This is a genomic window from Streptomyces sp. NPDC001315 (genome assembly GCF_042896175.1).
Taxonomy (GTDB): domain Bacteria; phylum Actinomycetota; class Actinomycetes; order Streptomycetales; family Streptomycetaceae; genus Streptomyces.
On sequence record NZ_JBIAWZ010000002.1, the window covers coordinates 457019 to 473718 of the forward strand.

16 protein-coding genes are annotated in these 16700 nt (G+C 70.6%); 9 read left to right on the forward strand and 7 right to left on the reverse strand.

Annotated features, from left to right (window positions below; translation table 11 throughout):
- Positions 1-354: 354 nt before the first annotated feature.
- Positions 355-2922: a DEAD/DEAH box helicase gene (locus ACFY16_RS09215; RefSeq protein ID WP_390646465.1), complete on the forward strand. Its 2568-nt coding sequence runs from the start codon at positions 355-357 to the stop codon at positions 2920-2922.
- A 109-nt stretch (positions 2923-3031) separates the two neighbouring features.
- The gene (locus ACFY16_RS09220) at positions 3032-3901 is read left to right on the forward strand and encodes an alpha/beta fold hydrolase (protein ID WP_390646466.1); all 870 of its coding nucleotides are present in this window, start codon (positions 3032-3034) and stop codon (positions 3899-3901) included.
- 80 nt (positions 3902-3981) lie between these two features.
- On the opposite strand, the gene ACFY16_RS09225 is transcribed toward ACFY16_RS09220, so the two are convergent.
- Positions 3982-4881, reverse strand: a complete 900-nt coding sequence (locus tag ACFY16_RS09225; protein WP_390646467.1) for an NYN domain-containing protein — start codon at positions 4879-4881, stop codon at positions 3982-3984.
- A 227-nt stretch (positions 4882-5108) separates the two neighbouring features.
- Here ACFY16_RS09225 and ACFY16_RS09230 point away from each other — a divergent pair, with 227 nt between their 5' ends.
- The gene (locus ACFY16_RS09230; RefSeq protein ID WP_390646468.1) at positions 5109-5261 is read left to right on the forward strand and encodes a hypothetical protein; all 153 of its coding nucleotides are present in this window, start codon (positions 5109-5111) and stop codon (positions 5259-5261) included.
- 105 nt (positions 5262-5366) lie between these two features.
- Here ACFY16_RS09230 and ACFY16_RS09235 read toward each other — a convergent pair whose 3' ends face one another.
- The 3 genes from ACFY16_RS09235 to ACFY16_RS09245 all read right to left on the reverse strand — a co-directional run bounded on the left by ACFY16_RS09235 (position 5367) and on the right by ACFY16_RS09245 (position 7825).
- Positions 5367-5972, reverse strand: coding sequence for a MarC family protein (locus tag ACFY16_RS09235; RefSeq protein ID WP_390646469.1), 606 nt, complete (start codon positions 5970-5972; stop codon positions 5367-5369).
- 55 nt (positions 5973-6027) lie between these two features.
- Positions 6028-6885 carry a PHP domain-containing protein gene (locus ACFY16_RS09240; RefSeq protein WP_390646470.1) on the reverse strand — a complete coding sequence of 286 codons (858 nt, stop codon included), beginning with the start codon at positions 6883-6885 and terminating at the stop codon, positions 6028-6030.
- A gap of 298 nt (positions 6886-7183) precedes the next feature.
- Complete coding sequence (locus ACFY16_RS09245; RefSeq protein ID WP_390646471.1) at positions 7184-7825, reverse strand: DUF6758 family protein; 642 nt, start codon at positions 7823-7825, stop codon at positions 7184-7186.
- Between the two features lie 185 nt (positions 7826-8010).
- Here ACFY16_RS09245 and ACFY16_RS09250 point away from each other — a divergent pair, with 185 nt between their 5' ends.
- Complete coding sequence (locus tag ACFY16_RS09250; RefSeq protein WP_390646472.1) at positions 8011-9234, forward strand: MFS transporter; 1224 nt, start codon at positions 8011-8013, stop codon at positions 9232-9234.
- A 30-nt stretch (positions 9235-9264) separates the two neighbouring features.
- Here the strand turns inward: ACFY16_RS09250 and ACFY16_RS09255 are convergent, their stop codons facing one another.
- Positions 9265-9861, reverse strand: a complete 597-nt coding sequence (locus tag ACFY16_RS09255) for a suppressor of fused domain protein (RefSeq protein ID WP_390646473.1) — start codon at positions 9859-9861, stop codon at positions 9265-9267.
- A 480-nt stretch (positions 9862-10341) separates the two neighbouring features.
- Here ACFY16_RS09255 and ACFY16_RS09260 point away from each other — a divergent pair, with 480 nt between their 5' ends.
- Positions 10342-11472 carry a magnesium and cobalt transport protein CorA gene (locus tag ACFY16_RS09260; protein ID WP_390646474.1) on the forward strand — a complete coding sequence of 377 codons (1131 nt, stop codon included), beginning with the start codon at positions 10342-10344 and terminating at the stop codon, positions 11470-11472.
- 23 nt (positions 11473-11495) lie between these two features.
- Positions 11496-12011 (forward strand): hypothetical protein, encoded by a 516-nt coding sequence (locus ACFY16_RS09265; protein ID WP_390646475.1) that lies wholly within the window; start codon positions 11496-11498, stop codon positions 12009-12011.
- A 33-nt stretch (positions 12012-12044) separates the two neighbouring features.
- Here ACFY16_RS09265 and ACFY16_RS09270 read toward each other — a convergent pair whose 3' ends face one another.
- Complete coding sequence (locus ACFY16_RS09270) at positions 12045-12800, reverse strand: hypothetical protein (protein WP_390646476.1); 756 nt, start codon at positions 12798-12800, stop codon at positions 12045-12047.
- Between the two features lie 229 nt (positions 12801-13029).
- Here ACFY16_RS09270 and ACFY16_RS09275 point away from each other — a divergent pair, with 229 nt between their 5' ends.
- From ACFY16_RS09275 to ACFY16_RS09285, 3 genes are read left to right on the forward strand one after another with little or no spacing between them, the layout of a single operon-like run.
- Complete coding sequence (locus ACFY16_RS09275) at positions 13030-14313, forward strand: magnesium transporter MgtE N-terminal domain-containing protein (RefSeq protein WP_390646477.1); 1284 nt, start codon at positions 13030-13032, stop codon at positions 14311-14313.
- The gene (locus ACFY16_RS09280; protein ID WP_390646478.1) at positions 14303-14899 is read left to right on the forward strand and encodes a DUF1003 domain-containing protein; all 597 of its coding nucleotides are present in this window, start codon (positions 14303-14305) and stop codon (positions 14897-14899) included. The genes ACFY16_RS09275 and ACFY16_RS09280 overlap by 11 nt, the downstream gene beginning before the upstream one ends.
- A 43-nt stretch (positions 14900-14942) precedes the next feature.
- Positions 14943-16076 carry an Mrp/NBP35 family ATP-binding protein gene (locus tag ACFY16_RS09285; protein WP_390646479.1) on the forward strand — a complete coding sequence of 378 codons (1134 nt, stop codon included), beginning with the start codon at positions 14943-14945 and terminating at the stop codon, positions 16074-16076.
- A gap of 137 nt (positions 16077-16213) precedes the next feature.
- On the opposite strand, the gene ACFY16_RS09290 is transcribed toward ACFY16_RS09285, so the two are convergent.
- Positions 16214-16600 (reverse strand): hypothetical protein, encoded by a 387-nt coding sequence (locus tag ACFY16_RS09290; RefSeq protein WP_390646480.1) that lies wholly within the window; start codon positions 16598-16600, stop codon positions 16214-16216.
- Positions 16601-16700 lie beyond the last annotated feature (100 nt).

Genomic DNA, 16700 nt, shown 5'->3' on the forward strand with positions numbered 1-16700 from the left:
TACTGAGTCGTACCTCGACAGGCCGCACGTATGAGGATGCCCGGTCGGTGGCCCGATCGGCTCCGACCCGACAGCCCTCCCTGACCGTACGGCACTGTGCGTACGACGATCGGAGGGAACCCTCAGCGGTTCGAGCGCTAGAGCGTCGGCAGTGGTCCCGTGCCCTACGGCCTACCCGTAAGGCAGCCGACGTCCCCCCGGCACGGTCCCGACACGACCCCCGCGCTCGCCTCGCACCGCCCACACAGAAGAGGCAGCACCCTGACTACGACGTTCCGAGAGCTCGGGATCCTTCCCGAGACCGCCGAAGCCCTTGAGGCCGTCGGCATCATCAATCCCTTCCCCATCCAGGAAATGACGCTCCCCGTTGCCCTGACCGGCACCGACGTCATCGGCCAGGCCAAGACCGGCACCGGCAAGACGCTGGGCTTCGGCCTCCCGCTCCTCGAGCGCGTGACCGTCCCCGCCGACGTGGAGGCCGGGCGCGCCCAGCCCGAGGACCTCACCGACGCTCCGCAGGCGCTCGTCGTCGTCCCCACGCGCGAGCTGTGCACGCAGGTCACCAACGACCTGCTGACCGCGGGCAAGGTGCGCAACGTGCGCGTCCTCGCGATCTACGGCGGCCGGGCGTACGAGCCCCAGGTCGAGGCCCTCAAGAAGGGCGTCGATGTCGTCGTCGGCACCCCGGGCCGGCTGCTGGACCTCGCGGGCCAGAAGAAGCTCGACCTCAAGCACATCAAGTCGCTCGTCCTCGACGAGGCCGACGAGATGCTCGACCTGGGCTTCCTGCCCGACGTCGAGAAGATCATCAACATGCTTCCGCCGAAGCGCCAGACCATGCTGTTCTCGGCGACCATGCCGGGCGCGGTCATCGGCCTGGCCCGCCGCTACATGTCGCAGCCCACGCACATCCGCGCCACCGCGCCGGACGACCAGGGCGCGACCGTCGCGAACATCGCGCAGCACGTCTACCGCGCGCACTCCATGGACAAGCCGGAGCTGGTCGCCCGCATCCTGCAGTCCGAGGGCCGCGGTCTGGCGATGATCTTCTGCCGCACCAAGCGCACGGCCGCCGACATCGCCGAGCAGCTCCAGCGCCGGGGCTTCGCCTCCGGCGCGGTCCACGGCGACCTCGGCCAGGGCGCCCGCGAACAGGCGCTGCGCGCCTTCCGCAACGGCAAGGTGGACGTCCTCGTCTGCACCGACGTCGCCGCGCGCGGCATCGACGTCGAGGGTGTCACCCACGTCATCAACTACCAGTCGCCCGAGGAAGAGAAGACGTACCTGCACCGCATCGGCCGTACGGGCCGCGCGGGCGCAAAGGGCATCGCGATCACCCTCGTCGACTGGGACGACATCCCGCGCTGGCAGCTGATCAACAAGGCGCTGGAGCTGGACTTCAACGACCCGCCGGAGACGTACTCCACGTCCCCGCACCTCTTCGAGGAACTGAACATCCCCGCAGGCACGAAGGGTGTCCTGCCGCGTGCGGAGCGCACGCGTGCCGGCCTCGCGGCGGAGGAGCTGGAGGACCTGGGCGAGCCGGGCGGCCGCGGGGCACGCGCTCGCGGTGGCCGCGGAGACCGTCCCGACCGGGGCGACCGGACGGAGTCCCGGTCCGCCGACCGTGAGCGCCCGGCGCGTACGCCGCGTCGTCGCCGCCGTACGCGCGGTGGTACGGCGCTGGAGGCGACGCAGCCGATCGCGACCGAGGCGACCACCGCACCCGAGCAGACGCCCGCGGCGGAGGACGGCACCGCGTCCCGTACCCCGCGCCGCCGTCGCCGTACCCGCGGCGGCTCGGGCCTGGAGTCGACGCCGGCCACGGGCACGACCGCCCAGTCCCCGGCCGCCCAGTCCCCGGCCACCCAGTCCCCGGCCGCCGAGTCCCCGGCTGCGGAGACCGCCGTGGCAACGGCGGAGGGCACGGTCCTCGACGCCCCGGAGCAGCCGCGCCGCCGCCGTACCCGCAAGTCCGCGGTGGCGACGGAGACGACGGTGACCCCGGCCGAGACCACGCGGGTCCCGGAGCAGGCGCCGGCGGAGCCCGCCGAGGCCCCGGCCACCACCCCGCGCCGCCGTACGCGCAAGGCGACGGTTGCCGCGGAGGCGGCGGTCGACACGGCCGAAGCCACCGAGACCAAGCCCCGCCGCACCCGCAAGACCGCGGCAACGGCGGCCGAGACGGCAGTCGACACCGCCGAAGCCACCGAGGCCAAGCCGCGTCGCACCCGCACCCGCAAGGCCACCGAGCCGGAGACGACGGCCACCGCCGACATCCCCGCCCAGACCGCGCAGGAACCGGAGCCCAAGCCCCGCCGCACCCGCAAGGCCGCGGCAACGGCACCGGCACCGGCACCGGCACCGGCACCTGAAGCGGAGGCCGCCGAAGCCGAGGCGAAGCCCAAGGCACGCCGCACCCGCAAGACCGCAGCCGCGGCCGAGACGGCGGTCGACACCGCCGAAGCCACCGAGGCCAAGCCGCGTCGCACCCGCAAGACCGCGGCCGCCGCCCCGGAGACGACCGACACGGCGCCGACGGAGACCGCGGAAGCCAAGCCCCGGCGTGCGCGCAAGGCGACGGTTGCCGCGGAGGCGGCGGTCGACACGGCCGAAGCCACCGAGACCAAGCCCCGCCGCACCCGCAAGACCGCGGCAACGCCGGCCGAGACGGCAGTCGACACCGCCGAAGCCACCGAGGCCAAGCCCCGCCGCACCCGCACCCGCAAGGCCACCGAGCCGGAGACGACGGCCACCGCCGACATCCCCGCCCAGACCGCGCAGGAACCGGAGCCCAAGCCCCGCCGCACCCGCAAGACCGCGGCAACGGCACCGGCACCGGAGGCAGACACCGCCGAGGCGAAGCCCAAGGCACGCCGCACCCGCAAGGCGGCAGCCGCGGCCGACTCCGCGGAGAGCTGAGCGGAGCACTGAGCACAGCCCCGAGGGCCCGGTCCACACACACGTGGGCCGGGCCCTCGGCGTTTCCGCGCCCACCGCGCCGTTACGCCGTTCCCGATAACCTCCCCCCGTGACCAACCCCACCGACTTCGACACACCCCCCGGCGCTCGCGCCTACCCCCTGCGCACCGCGCGCGGTGAGTTCGCCGTCGTCGACATGCCCGCGGTCGCCGGCACCGAGGTGAAGGGCGTGGCGTTGATACTGCCCGGGTTCACGGGGAGCAAGGAGGACTTCAATCTGGTGCACGAGCCGCTCGCGGTGCGCGGGTACCGGACCGTCGCCGTGGACGGGCGGGGGCAGTACGAGTCCGACGGACCGGCCGAGGACGAATCGGCGTACGCGCGGGCCGAGTTGGCGCGGGACGTGCTCGCGCAGGCCGAGGCGCTCGGCGCTCCCGTGCATCTCGTCGGGCACTCCCTCGGCGGCCAGATCGCCCGCTCCGCCGCCCTCCTGGACCACTCCCCCTTCGCCTCGCTGACCCTCGTCGCCTCGGGTCCCGCCCAGATCTCCGTCTCCCAGGAGCAGCGTGTGAAGCTGCTGCGGGACGCGCTCTCGGTGCTGACGATGGCTGAGATGTGGGAGGCGATCCGGGCCATGGGGCCGCCCGAGGAGGTCGGCGGCCCCGCCCGTGGGCTCGGCACCCAGGAGCAGCTGCGCCGCCGCTGGCTGGGCACCAAGCCCGCCCAACTGCGCGCTACCGGCGGCCAGTTGTGCAGCGAGCCGGACCGAGTCGACGAACTCGCCGCCCTCCCGCTGCCGTTCCACGTCCTGTCGGGCACCCGCGACGACACCTGGCCGGTGACCGTCCTGGACGAGATGGCGGTACGGCTGGGCGCGCACCGGACGGTCGTACCGGGCGCCGAGCACTCACCGAACCTGGACCAGCCCCTCCCGACCGCCCGCGCCCTCGCGGGCTTCTGGGACAAGCACACCGGGTAGGCCCATTCGTCGTCGGCGGCTCCGGAAGAGCCGGTCGCGGACATCGCCGCCTCCCGGGAAGAGCCGGCCCCGGAAAAGCTCTAGTACTGCGTCCGCAAGTGCTCCCAGAAGCCGTCCCGCAGCGCGCGCCGCAGGTCCGCCTGGCCGCGGAGCGAGTACGAGAGGAGCCCCTCGGCCTCCACCAGCAGGTCCTGGTCGACCGACCCGGGCAGGTACGGATGGCCGGGCAGGAGGTCCACCAGTGCGTCGCGGCCACGCGCCGCAAGCCATTTCGCGGCGACCTGGGCGCCCACGAAGCGGACGTCCTCACGCGTGGGCCGGGCGATCGCCGACGACGACTCGTAGGCCGGAGCGGTGCGCCGGAACACGTACGGCTTGAAGAAGTCGAGGTCGAGGGTGCGCTGGCTGTCGACCTCCCAGAGGAGGGGCTCGGCCTGGTTGCGGCCTTCTGGGGCCTCGATGCCCCACAGGTGGACCCGGGCGCCGTATCCCTGCGCCGCCTCGACGGCCGACACCAGGTCCTCGTCGCCGCCGAGGAGCGCGGCGTCGCTGATGGCGCGGTGTCGGGCCAGTGACTCCAGGTCCGACCGGATCAGGGAGTCGACGCCCTTCTGCTGGTTGTTGGCGTTGAGGTTGCCCAGGCGCACCTTCACGTCCGGTAGCTCCGCGATGGATTGCTGCTCGGCGGTGTGGATGCGGCGCCGGGCGCCGTCGTACCAGTAGACCCGCAGCAGCCTGCTGTCCGCGAAGATCGTGCGGGCGCGATCGATGAGCGCCTCGATCAGGCCCTCGGCGTCCAGTTCGAAGGCGCGGCGGTCCTCGGTCCCGGTGACCAGCCGGCCGGCGGCCGCGTAGAGGTACCCCGCGTCGACGAAGATCGCATGGGTCGAGGGCGTCTTCGCCACCTCGGCGAGCATGCGCTGGAGCAGTTCATTGGTGCGGTCGATGCGGGCCGCCAGGGCCACGAGGTCGTCGTTCATCGCGACCATTGTCCCGGCGGTCACGCTGCGAACACAACCGGTCCCGTTCAGTCTCCGCAAACCTGTTTACCGGTCAGTAGTTAGACGTTCGAAAAATTTTATTAGCGTAGGGAATGTCTGTAACACGCAGCGCGTTGGCTAGCTATGGAACAGGGGGCACTGACGCCTCATGGGCCTTACGCCAAGTAGTTCTCCTCAGGAGGATGACCAGACGAAGGGGGAAGCCAATGCGCTTCGAAATCCTGCGACTCGACGACGTCGACGGTACGCCCGTGGACACCACCGTCGTGGACGCCGCCTCCGTCAACCGGATCGTTCAGCAGGCCGCCGCCATCGGGCAGCGGCTGTGGATCCGTCCGGCCGACACCTCGGCCTCATAACGTACGGATCACCATCCACAGACTTCAGAGCCCCGTGAGGCAGCCGGAACGACCGGCGCCCCACGGGGCTCTGTGCGTTCCGGCCGGCAGGCGGCGGAGACGGCCTCAGCCGGCCCGGATCACCTGAGTGACCCCGTTGATGATCTGCTGTACGGCGATCGCGGAGAGCATCATGCCCGCGAGCCGGGTCACCAGGACCACGCCGCCGTCCTTGATGACGCGGATGATCAGCAGCGAGTACCGCATGACCAGCCACAGCACGACATGGATCGCGAGGATCGCCGACCACACCGACACCTGCGAGGCCACACTGTCGGCCTTCTGCACGGCCAGGATGACGGACACGATCGCACCGGGGCCCGCCAGCAGCGGCATGCCCAGCGGTACGAGGGCCACGTTGACGTCCTTGGTCTGCTTCGGCTCGTCGGTCTTGCCGGTCAGCAGGTCGAGCGCGATGAGCAGGAGCAGCAGACCGCCCGCGATCATCAGCGCCGGCACCGACACGTGCAGGTAGTTCAGGATCTGGTGCCCGAGCAGCCCGAAGACGGCGATCACGCCTCCGGCCACACACACCGCTTGGAAGGCCATCCGCTTCTGCACCTTGGCGGGGCGTCCGGCGGTCAGCGCGAGGAAGATCGGGGTGATCCCAGGGGGATCCATGATGACAAAAAGGGTCAGAAAGAGGGAGCCGAAGACGGCGACGTCAAACACGGGTGAGCAGGCCTTGCGGGAGAGATGAGTGAAGGGGGGCGCGCGGAGGTGAGTCTCAGACTCCGCCGGTCCCCGGGACCGGGAACGCTCCGGTCGCCCGCCGGGTGATCTCCCCGTACACCTCGGGGTCCGTCGTGTACTCGCCGAGCGAGACCGTCTTCCGGCTGCCGTGATAGTCCGAGGATCCCGTGACCAGCAGCCCCAGGTCGGCGGCCAGGGCGCGCAGCCGCACCCGTGCGTCCGGGTCGTGGTCCATGTGGTCGACCTCGATGCCGTCCAGTCCGGCGGCGGCCATCTCGGCGATCGCCGACTCCGGCACCGTACGGCCCCGCTTGGCGGCGGCCGGGTGCGCGAACACCGTGACTCCCCCGGCGCCCTTGACCAGCCGGATCGCCTCGAACGGGTCGGTCTCGTGCTTCTCCACGAAGGCCCGGCCCCCGTCGGCCAGCCAGTCCTGGGTGAACGCGTCACTCACGGTCGGCACGACGCCGAGCTCGACGAGCGCGGAGGCGACATGCGGCCGCCCGACCGAGCCGTCGCCGGCGATCCGCGCGACCTGCTCCCAGGTGACGGGCACACCCAGTTCGTTCAGCTTGGCGATCATGCCCCTGGCGCGCGGCACCCGGTCGTCCCGTACCAGCTCGCGCTCGGCGAGCAGGGCGGGCTCCTCGGGGTCGAAGAGGTAGGCCAGCATGTGCATGCTGACGCCGTCGATACGACAGGACAGCTCGGCGCCGGTGACCAGCGTGAGTCCCTCCGGCAGCGCGGCGGTCGCCTCGGCGTACCCACGGGTGGTGTCGTGGTCGGTCAGCGCGACGACGTCCAGTCCGGCCGCGGCGGCGTTGCGTACCAGCTCGGCCGGGGTGTCCGTACCGTCGGAAGCCGTGGAGTGGCAGTGCAGATCGATGCGCACGACGCGAGCTCCAGGCGGTGACGGGGCGGAAGGGGACGCTCCAGCATAGCCGGAAACCGGAACACTCCTGTCACCCCCGCAACCCTGGTACGCCCCCTACAGAGCCACAAGCGTCCAGCAACCGCACCCAGGGCTTCAGCAACCGCACCCGGAGTCCCAGCAGCCGCGCCCAGGGCCCCGGCAACCCCACTGTCGGTCCCAGCGGTTCGCGCCCAGGGCGCCGACAAGCGCACCGTGGGTGCCGACGGTTCGCGCCCAAGGCACCGACAACCGCACCGTGGGTGCCGACGGTTCGCGCCTAGGGCTCCAGCAGCCGCGGCGACAGTGCCCCGCACGGCACCAGCTCCAGCTCGGCCCCGGCGTCCCGCAGGTCGGTCAGCACCAGCTCGTCGTACATCAGCAGCCCCGACTGCTCGGGCCACACCACCGCCCACAGCCACAGCCCGAGCGCCTCGCCCGCGAAGACGGCGCGGTCATCGGGGGAGCCGGAGACGTGCCAGAGCGGGGTCGGGCGGCCGGCGGCCAGGACCTTGGCCTGGGGCGGCTTCTCGACGTTCATGTACGGCCCCGGGTCCGGGCCGTCGATGCCGGCGTACCGCGCGCCGAGGCCGACACCGAGTTCCTCGGCGACCAGGATCAGTTCACCCATACCGCCGAGCGGGCCGGGTCCGGAGCAGGCCACGACGGTGGCGCGGCCGCCGCTGCGTTCGTCGCCCGCGTAGGTCACCCCCGTGAACAGCCAGCCGACCGGCAGCGGCCACGGCATCCACACCGGCACCTGGGTGCGGTGCACCACGACACTGAGGGCCTCGACGCTGGGCGGGATCACGGGCTGCAGCGGATACACGGTGCCGTGCACATCACACTGCCAGGAATCGGCGAAGAGTCCGGGAGCCCTGACCCGGCCACCACACTTCGGGCAACTGGGTTCGCCCCTCATAGGGCCCCACGGTCCTACCCCGGCACGCCCACGTCAAGGACGATCACCCGTCCGGACGGAACCCGCCGCCAACCCGCCGCAGGGTCACCTCCACTCCAAAAAACTACGTGTACCTTGCATTAATTAGCCGCCCTAACTTACTATGTGCATATACCAACTATCTCCTCCTCGGATTGGAGAACCCAATGGACCCCCTCGACGCCGGAGCCGGCGGCCTCCTGCGACAGCCCAAGGCGGTCTGGGCGACGGCCGGCGCGTCGGTCGTCGCGTTCATGGGCATCGGCCTCGTCGACCCGATCCTGCCGTCCATCGCCCAGGGCCTGAACGCCACGGCAAGCCAGGTCTCCCTGCTCTTCACCTCGTACTTCCTGATCACCGCCGTCGCGATGCTGGTGACGGGCTTCGTCTCCAGCCGCATCGGCGGCCGCAGGACCCTGCTGCTCGGCCTCGCCTTCGTCGTCGTCTTCGCGGGCCTCGCGGGCACATCGAACTCGGTCGGCGAGCTCGTCGGCTTCCGGGCCGGCTGGGGTCTCGGCAACGCCCTCTTCGTCTCGACGGCCCTCGCGGTCATCGTCGGCGCGGCCGCCGGCGGAAGCGCCGCCGCGATCCTGCTGTACGAGTCCGCCCTCGGCCTCGGCATGGCGTGCGGCCCGCTGCTGGGCGCGCTGCTCGGCAACGCCAGCTGGCGCTACCCGTTCTTCGGCACCGCGTTCCTGATGGCGGTCGGCTTCCTGTGCATCACGTTGTTCCTGAAGGAGCAGCCGAAGCCGGCGCGCAAGACGTCCCTGCTCGACCCGATCAAGGCGCTCGGCCACGGCGGACTGGCCTCGGCGGCGGTCTCGTCCTTCTTCTACAACTACACGTTCTTCACCGTGCTGGCCTTCACGCCGTTCGTGCTGAACATGACGCCGTACAAGTCGGGTGCGGTCTTCTTCGCCTGGGGTGTCCTGCTCGCCGTGTTCTCGGTGTTCGTGGCCCCGCGGGTGCAGGAGCGGTTCGGCTCGGTGAAGGTGCTCGGCGGCTCGCTCGTGCTGCTCGCCGTCGACGTACTCGTCCTCGGCTACGGCGACCACACCACGGCCATCGTGTGCACGATCCTGTCCGGTGCCTTCATCGGCGTGAACAACACCGTCTACACCGAGCTGGCGCTCGGCGTGTCGGACGCACCGCGCCCGGTGGCGAGCGCGGGCTACAACTTCGTACGGTGGTTCGCGGCCGCCGCGGCGCCCTACTTCGCGCCGAAGATCGAGGAGTGGAGCAACATCCACATCCCGTTCGTGGTCGCGGCGATCGCGGCCGTCATCGGCGCCGTGGTGGTCTTCGTACGACGGAAGGCGCTCACTCACGACGCGGAGGAACTCCAGACGCGGCACGCGACGGAGGACGGCGTCACCGTGTTCGCCAACTGACCGTTTCCGGTCAGGAGTTGGTGAGCTTGCTCACTCCAGCGGGACGGACTTGCGGGACGGATCCCGCAGGTCCGTCCCGTTCGTCAGCCAGCGCTCCTGGAGGGCCTGCGCGCCGTGGACGCGCTTCCAGGCCGCCTCGTTGGGGGTCATGGGAAGCAGGGGCAGGAACCGTACGGGGTCGAGCGGCTCGTCCAGTTCCAGGTCCTCGACCAGACCGCCCGGCTCGGCGACCAGGACCGAGGTGAAGGGAGCGCCGGGCCACAGCGGCCCGCCCACGTCGAGGGAGGCGCCGGGGGCCACGACCAGACCCTCGACCTGCGGGGACGCGGCAAGCACGGCGAGCGGACGCAGCACCTTGTCGGTGTCGGCGACGCCCGCGCGGACGGAGAGGACCAGCTCGGCGCGGGGACCCTTGACCGGGTCGGCGAGCACCGCGGTGGGGTCCGCCATGGGCTGCGCGGACATGCCGAGCGTGGCGTAACGGACGACAGCGCCTTCCCTGGAGTCGTCGTGGAATCGCAGCACCTCGATGCGGTCCGTACCGAGGAAGGTGACCGCGGCGCGCGCGTCCGGTTCGCCCAGCGCGGTGCGCAACCGGGCCTCGACCAGAGGAAGAACATCAGCCATGCGGCGAGCATAGAACTCGTCAGCACCGGGCAAAGCAGCACCTTGACACTTCAGTCGGCTGATACTCTTGCTCGGTGGTTCGGGGCAGCACGCAGAAGCGTCGCGATCAAGCCCCGACGCCGATGGGACTCCCTTACGAGGGACCGGCCGGAGGAGGTGGGGCTGCAATGGACCGAAGTCGACCTGGCAGTACCACCCGCTCTTCCGGCCGCTGATGTAGCTGCTGCTCCGATTCTGGCTGGTTGCCACCTCTCGCGCCCGTATCGCTACGGAAGAGCACTTCGTTTCGTTTTGCCTGATCTGTCTGATCCGTGTGACCTGAATCAGTACCTGTATCAGTAGCGAAGCTCGCCACCGCAACGGTGCGGTGCTCCCCGCTTTGTGGACGTGCCAAACATCCGCAGTCAGGACGTCCCCATTCCGGGTAGTTCCACCCGTTCACCGGCGGCCTTTCGTTGCTCGTTGCGAAGGAGCCAGCCCATGTCGATGATCCGCGACCTGCGTGCCGTGGTCCGTCCGTCCCGCGTCTCGACGCGCAAGGACGGCCTGCGCATGGACAGCGGCGTGTACGACACCACCCGCGACCCCTCGACGCCGTCCGCCGTCGTGGACTGCGCCGTCTACCGCGACGGTGCCCGCCTCGCCACCGCGAAGCCGCTGACCCCGCACGAGGCGATGCGCCAGGTGCGCCGCGACGGTGGCTTCGTGTGGATCGGCCTGCACGAGCCGACCGAGGCCGAATTCGCCGGTATCGCCGGCGAGTTCGGGCTGCACCCGCTGGCCGTGGAGGACGCCGTGCAGGCGCACCAGCGGCCGAAGCTGGAGCGCTACGACGACTCCCTGTTCACGGTGTTCAAGACCATCCACTACGTCGAGCACGACCGGCTCACCGCCAACAGCGAGGTCGTCGAGACCGGCGAGGTCATGTGCTTCACCGGCAGGGACTTCTTCATCACCGTCCGGCACGGCGGCCAGGGCTCGCTGCGCGCGCTGCGCCACCGCCTGCAGGACGACCCCGAGCTGCTCGCGAAGGGCCCGTCGGCCGTGCTGCACGCCATCGCCGACCACGTCGTCGACGGCTACATCGCGGTCGCCGACGCCGTGCAGGACGACATCGACGAGGTGGAGACGGAGGTGTTCTCGCCGGGGCGCAAGGGCAGCCCGCGCGGCACGGACGCCGGCCGGATCTACCAACTCAAGCGCGAGGTGCTGGAGTTCAAGCGCGCGGTGTCGCCACTCGTGCGCCCCATGCAGCTGCTCAGCGAGCGGCCGATGCGGCTGGTCGACCCGGACATCCAGAAGTACTTCCGGGATGTCGCCGACCACCTCGCCCGGGTCCAGGAGCAGGTCATCGGCTTCGACGAGCTGCTCAACTCGATCCTCCAGGCGAACCTCGCGCAGGCGTCCGTCGCGCAGAACGAGGACATGCGGAAGATCACGTCCTGGGCCGCGATCATCGCCGTACCGACGATGGTGTGCGGGGTGTACGGCATGAACTTCGACTACATGCCGGAACTGCACTCGAAGTTCGGCTACCCCGTGGTCATGTCGGCGATGGTGGCCATCTGCCTGGGCATCCACCGCACGCTGAAGCGCAACGGCTGGCTGTGACGGTGCCTGGTTAGGCTGGGCCCATGACAAGCGAGCTGCTCGACCAGGCCCTCGTCGAGGAGGCCACGAAGAAGTCCGGCCTCATCTGGGTCAGGGGCGCCGGTGTCCCGGCCGCGCGTGCTCTGTGGCACGTGTGGCACGAGGGCGCGGCGTGCCTGATCGGCGACGGGCCCGGGGAGCAGCCGCTGCCGGGGCTGGCCGACGGGACCGAAGCCGAGGTCACCGTCCGCAGCAAGGACAAGGGGGGCCGGCTGGCCTCCTGGACCGCGAAGGTCGTCGAGCTCGCGCCGGGGTCCGAGGAGTGGGCGGCGGCGGTCGCCGAGCTCAAGGGCAAGCGCCTCAACGCGCCCGACGGCGAGGCGATGACGGACCGCTGGTCCCGTGAGTGCCGGGTGCTGCGTCTGGAGCCGACGGGGGCGATCGCGCCGCTTCCCGACGGCTCCCTGGCCGAGGCGCCGGTGCCGACGCCTGCCACGACCCGGCAGCCGATCCCCGCGGGGCTTCACCGGCTCCTGCTGAAGAACCGCAAGCGCCGCTAGCCGCTACGACGTCGGCAGCCGCGTCGGCATTGGCTACGACGTCGGCAGTTGCTTCCCGTAATCCACGGTGTCGTCCTTCGCCGGTTCCTTGACGGTGAAGTCCTTGCCCCAGTCGGAGAAGGTGAGCGTCCCCGCGCCGCCCGCCCGCACCAGGCGCAGCGGATACGGCTTGCCCTCCAGGGAGACGTCCAGCGTGCCGCCGGAACCCTCGTCGCCGGTGATGCGGATCGTGCGGACGCCCGACTGCTCGTGGTGGCCGTCCGTCCCGAGCGTGCCGTGCAGGGTCAGCAGACCGTCGAGGAGGACGCCCTTGTCCGTGAAGCCGCTGAACCTCTTGTACGCGGGGTCGTCCTGCGGCACCTTCACGTACTTGCCGTCGAGCTTGTCGGCGGCCGCCGTGTCCGTCCCACCGTCGTCGGACTTGCCGTCCTCGTGGCTCCAGAACCCCGCGCCGGCCTTGAGATACAGCTGGTCGTCGATCCGCAGCAGCTGAAAGGTCACCCCCTCCGAGGTGACCGACCCGGTCCCGCCGTCGGACTTCAGGCGCATGTCGAGCTTGTAGGTGCTCCCGCTGGCGACCACGGTTCCCGACAGCCGCACCGCGTCCACGGACGAGGCCGCCGTTCTGGTTCTGGTCTGGATCTGCTCGGCGGGCAGCTTGCCCACCCCGTTCGTGCCCGAGTCCGGGTCCGAGCTGCACCCCGTCAGTCCCGTTCCGGTCACGACCAGGGCGCACAGCGCGCTCACCAACACGGCCCGGCGGCCACGGCCCTGGGGAATCGCAGTCACAGATGGGGCTGCCTTTCTCGCGGGTCCTCAACGCAGTACGGCAGCGTACCGGGGTTGCCGAGGACGAGCGGAGCCAGTCCGTCCGGACCGCTCGCCAGGGCGCGGCCGATCGGGACGGGCTAGCCTGAACCCCACCCGAGCGGGCAATCCGAAAGAGAAGGGGAAAGCAGCAGAAAGCTGCGGAAAGCAGCACAGGACGATACGCCTCGCACGAAAAGGAAGCGCAGCCATGGCAGCCGGCGCCCCCCGGATCTTCGTCTCGCACCTCGCCGGCGTCCCGGTCTTCGACCCGAACGGCGACCAGGTGGGGCGCGTCCGCGATCTGGTGGTCATGTTGCGCGTCGGGCGGCGCCCGCCGCGTCTGCTCGGGCTGGTCGTGGAACTGTCCACCCGCCGCCGTATCTTCCTGCCCATGACCCGGGTGACCGGCGTCGAGTCCGGCCAGGTCATCACCACCGGCGTGCTCAATGTGCGCCGCTTCGAGCAGCGGCCCACCGAACGCCTCGTCTTCGGCGAACTCCTCGACCGCCGCGTCACGCTGGTGGAAACCGACGAGCAGGTCACCGTGCTGGACCTGTCGGTGCGGCAACTGCCCGCCCGCCGCGACTGGGAGATCGACCGCGTCTTCGTACGGAAGGGCAGAAAGAGCAGCGCCTTCCGGCGTGACAAGGGCGAGACGCTGACCGTCGAGTGGTCCGCCGTCACCGGATTCTCCCTGGAGGAGCACGGGCAGGGTGCCGAGAACCTGCTCGCCACCTTCGAGCAGCTGCGCCCCGCCGACCTCGCCAACGTCCTGCACCACCTCTCCGCCAAGCGGCGCGCGGAGGTCGCCGCGGCCCTCGACGACGACCGTCTCGCGGACGTCCTGGAGGAGCTGCCGGAGGACGACCAGATCGAGATCCTCGGCAAGCTGAAGGAGGAGCGCGCCGCCGACGTCCTGGAGGCGATGGACCCGGACGACGCGGCCGACCTGCTCTCCGAGCTCCCCGAGCAGGACAAGGAGCGCCTGCTGAGCCTGATGGAGCCCGCCGACGCGGCTGACATGCGGCGCCTGATGTCGTACGAGGAGCACACCGCGGGCGGTCTGATGACGACCGAGCCGATCGTGCTGCGGCCGGACGCCACCGTGGCCGACGCCCTCGCGCGGGTCCGCAATCCCGACCTCTCCCCCGCCCTCGCCGCCCAGATCTACGTCTGCCGCCCGCCCGACGAGACGCCGACCGGCAAGTACCTCGGCACGGTCCACTTCCAGCGGCTGCTGCGCGACCCGCCGTACACCCTGGTCAGCGCGATCATCGACGACGACCTGCAACCCCTCGACCCGGACGCGGCGCTGCCGCTCGTCGCCGGGTTCTTCGCGACGTACGACATGGTCGCGGCGCCCGTCGTCGACGAGGCCGGCTCGCTGCTGGGCGCGGTGACCGTGGACGACGTACTGGACCACATGCTGCCGGAGGACTGGCGGGAGACGGAGTTCGACCTCGACGAGGAAGCAGCCGGTCATGGCTCCTGAGCGCGAGACCACCCGCGAGCGGACGCCCGCGGGCGCCACCGCCACCACCCGGCCACGCGCCCGGCTGGACCAGCCGCGGCCGCCCCGGCGCCGGATCCTGCCCGAATGGGACCCGGAGGCCTTCGGACGGCTGTCGGAGCGGATCGCACGCTTCCTGGGCACGGGCCGGTTCATCGTCTGGATGACGGTCGTCATCATCCTGTGGGTGGTGTGGAACGTCTCCGCGCCGGAGCGCCTGCGCTTCGACAACTACCCGTTCATCTTCCTGACCCTGATGCTGTCCCTCCAGGCCTCCTACGCGGCCCCGCTGATCCTGCTCGCGCAGAACCGGCAGGACGACCGCGACCGGGTCAACCTGGAGCAGGACCGCAAGTCGAACGAGCGGTCGATCGCCGACACCGAGTACCTCACCCGCGAGATCGCCGCACTGCGCCTGGGCCTGGGCGAGGTGGCCACCCGCGACTGGATCCGCTCCGAGTTGCAGGACGTGGTGAAGGAGTTGGGGGATCAGCACCCGAACGGACATGTCGCATTCCCGGCAGAACGGTCGGAACGGCCGTCGGCACGTGACGTAGACGACCGCTGACGGACTTCCCGGGGCCCCCGCCCGGCGCCGTACCATCTTCCTTATGGCTACGGAAGACGCGGTGCGCGAAGCACTGGCGACGGTGAACGACCCCGAGATCAACCGCCCCATCACCGAACTGGGGATGGTCAAGTCGGTGGAGATCGGCGCGGACGGAGCGGTCGCGGTCACCGTGTACCTGACGGTCTCCGGCTGCCCGATGCGCGACACGATCACCCAGCGCGTGACGGAGGCGGTCTCCCGCGTCGAGGGCGTCACCCGCGTCGACGTCACGCTCGACGTGATGAGCGACGAGCAGCGCAAGGAGCTGGCGACCGCGCTGCGCGGCGGCCAGACCGAGCGCGAGGTCCCCTTCGCCAAGCCCGGCAGCCTGACCCGGGTGTACGCGGTGGCGTCCGGCAAGGGCGGCGTCGGCAAGTCGTCGGTGACGGTGAACCTGGCGGCGGCGATGGCGGCCGACGGTCTCAAGGTGGGCGTGGTCGACGCCGACATCTACGGCCACTCCGTGCCGCGGATGCTGGGTGCCGACGGCCGCCCCACCCAGGTCGAGAACATGATCATGCCGCCGTCGGCGAACGGCGTGAAGGTCATCTCCATCGGCATGTTCACCCCGGGCAACGCCCCGGTCGTCTGGCGCGGCCCGATGCTCCACCGCGCCCTCCAGCAGTTCCTGGCGGACGTGTACTGGGGTGACCTGGACGTACTCCTGCTCGACCTGCCCCCGGGCACGGGCGACATCGCCATCTCGGTGGCGCAGCTGGTCCCGAACGCGGAGATCCTCGTCGTCACCACCCCGCAGCAGGCGGCGGCCGAGGTGGCCGAACGTGCCGGCTCCATCGCCGTCCAGACCCACCAGAAGATCGTCGGCGTGGTCGAGAACATGTCCGGCCTGCCCTGCCCGCACTGCGGCGAGATGGTCGACGTGTTCGGCACGGGCGGTGGCCAGACGGTCGCCGACGGCCTCACCCGCACGACCGGCGCGACCGTCCCGGTCCTCGGCAGCATCCCCATCGACGTCCGCCTGCGCGAGGGCGGCGACGAGGGCAAGCCGGTGGTCCTCACCGACCCGGACTCCCCGGCGGGGTCCGCACTGCGGTCGATCGCCGGAAAGCTCGGGGGGCGGCAGCGGGGTCTTTCGGGCCTGTCGCTGGGGATCACCCCGAAGAACAAGTTCTAGGGGTTCCACGAGAGTCCTGGCCAGGGGTTCCACGAGGAGTCCTGGCCAGGGGTGCTACGAGAAAGGGGCGCCGTCCTTCGCGGACGGTGCCCCTTTGTCGTATGCCCTTCTGTCGCATGCCCTTCTTGTGGGCGCCGTCAGTGCTCGCGCCCCGGGCACAGGTCGAGCGGGCTGCACAGCAGGATCTCCTGATAGGAACCCCCCTCTGACCCCGCTCCCTCCTCGCGGTCGGCATGCGGCACGAACCGCCACTGCGACGCCTTGATGTGCCGTGTGCTGTCCACCTTCTCCACGTGGGCATGGAGCGTGCGGGTTCTGGAGTCGTTCGTCTCCACCAGCACCTCGTCCGCGGCGAGCGGGAAGTGATCGTGCAGAAGGCACAGGCCGAAACGGTTCAGGTTGCCGTGCTTGGCCAGCACCGCCACCAGATCCCGGACGAACGCCGCGTCCCGGGGGCCCAGACCTTCGGCCTCCTCGAAGCGGGGAAGCCGATTCCTCGCAGCGGACACGTTTGTGTCGGTCATGACCCCTCCGTCAAATAGTCGGCGGTCATCGGATTCCATTATCAGCCGCTGACCGATTTCCTGCAATTCCGCAGTCCACGGCCGAAGGGGTGGGCTGCGG

Coding starts and splice junctions, on each gene's coding strand:
- ACFY16_RS09245 (WP_390646471.1), bottom strand. CDS start 7,825: ATGAGGGGCGAACCCAGTTGCCCGAAGTGTGGTGGCCGGGTCAGGGCT.
- ACFY16_RS09275 (WP_390646477.1), top strand. CDS start 13,030: ATGGCAGCCGGCGCCCCCCGGATCTTCGTCTCGCACCTCGCCGGCGTC.
- ACFY16_RS09250 (WP_390646472.1), top strand. CDS start 8,011: ATGGACCCCCTCGACGCCGGAGCCGGCGGCCTCCTGCGACAGCCCAAG.
- ACFY16_RS09290 (WP_390646480.1), bottom strand. CDS start 16,600: ATGACCGACACAAACGTGTCCGCTGCGAGGAATCGGCTTCCCCGCTTC.
- ACFY16_RS09260 (WP_390646474.1), top strand. CDS start 10,342: ATGTCGATGATCCGCGACCTGCGTGCCGTGGTCCGTCCGTCCCGCGTC.
- ACFY16_RS09230 (WP_390646468.1), top strand. CDS start 5,109: ATGCGCTTCGAAATCCTGCGACTCGACGACGTCGACGGTACGCCCGTG.
- ACFY16_RS09215 (WP_390646465.1), top strand. CDS start 355: ATGACGCTCCCCGTTGCCCTGACCGGCACCGACGTCATCGGCCAGGCC.
- ACFY16_RS09255 (WP_390646473.1), bottom strand. CDS start 9,861: ATGGCTGATGTTCTTCCTCTGGTCGAGGCCCGGTTGCGCACCGCGCTG.
- ACFY16_RS09225 (WP_390646467.1), bottom strand. CDS start 4,881: ATGAACGACGACCTCGTGGCCCTGGCGGCCCGCATCGACCGCACCAAT.
- ACFY16_RS09285 (WP_390646479.1), top strand. CDS start 14,943: ATGGCTACGGAAGACGCGGTGCGCGAAGCACTGGCGACGGTGAACGAC.
- ACFY16_RS09280 (WP_390646478.1), top strand. CDS start 14,303: ATGGCTCCTGAGCGCGAGACCACCCGCGAGCGGACGCCCGCGGGCGCC.
- ACFY16_RS09265 (WP_390646475.1), top strand. CDS start 11,496: ATGACAAGCGAGCTGCTCGACCAGGCCCTCGTCGAGGAGGCCACGAAG.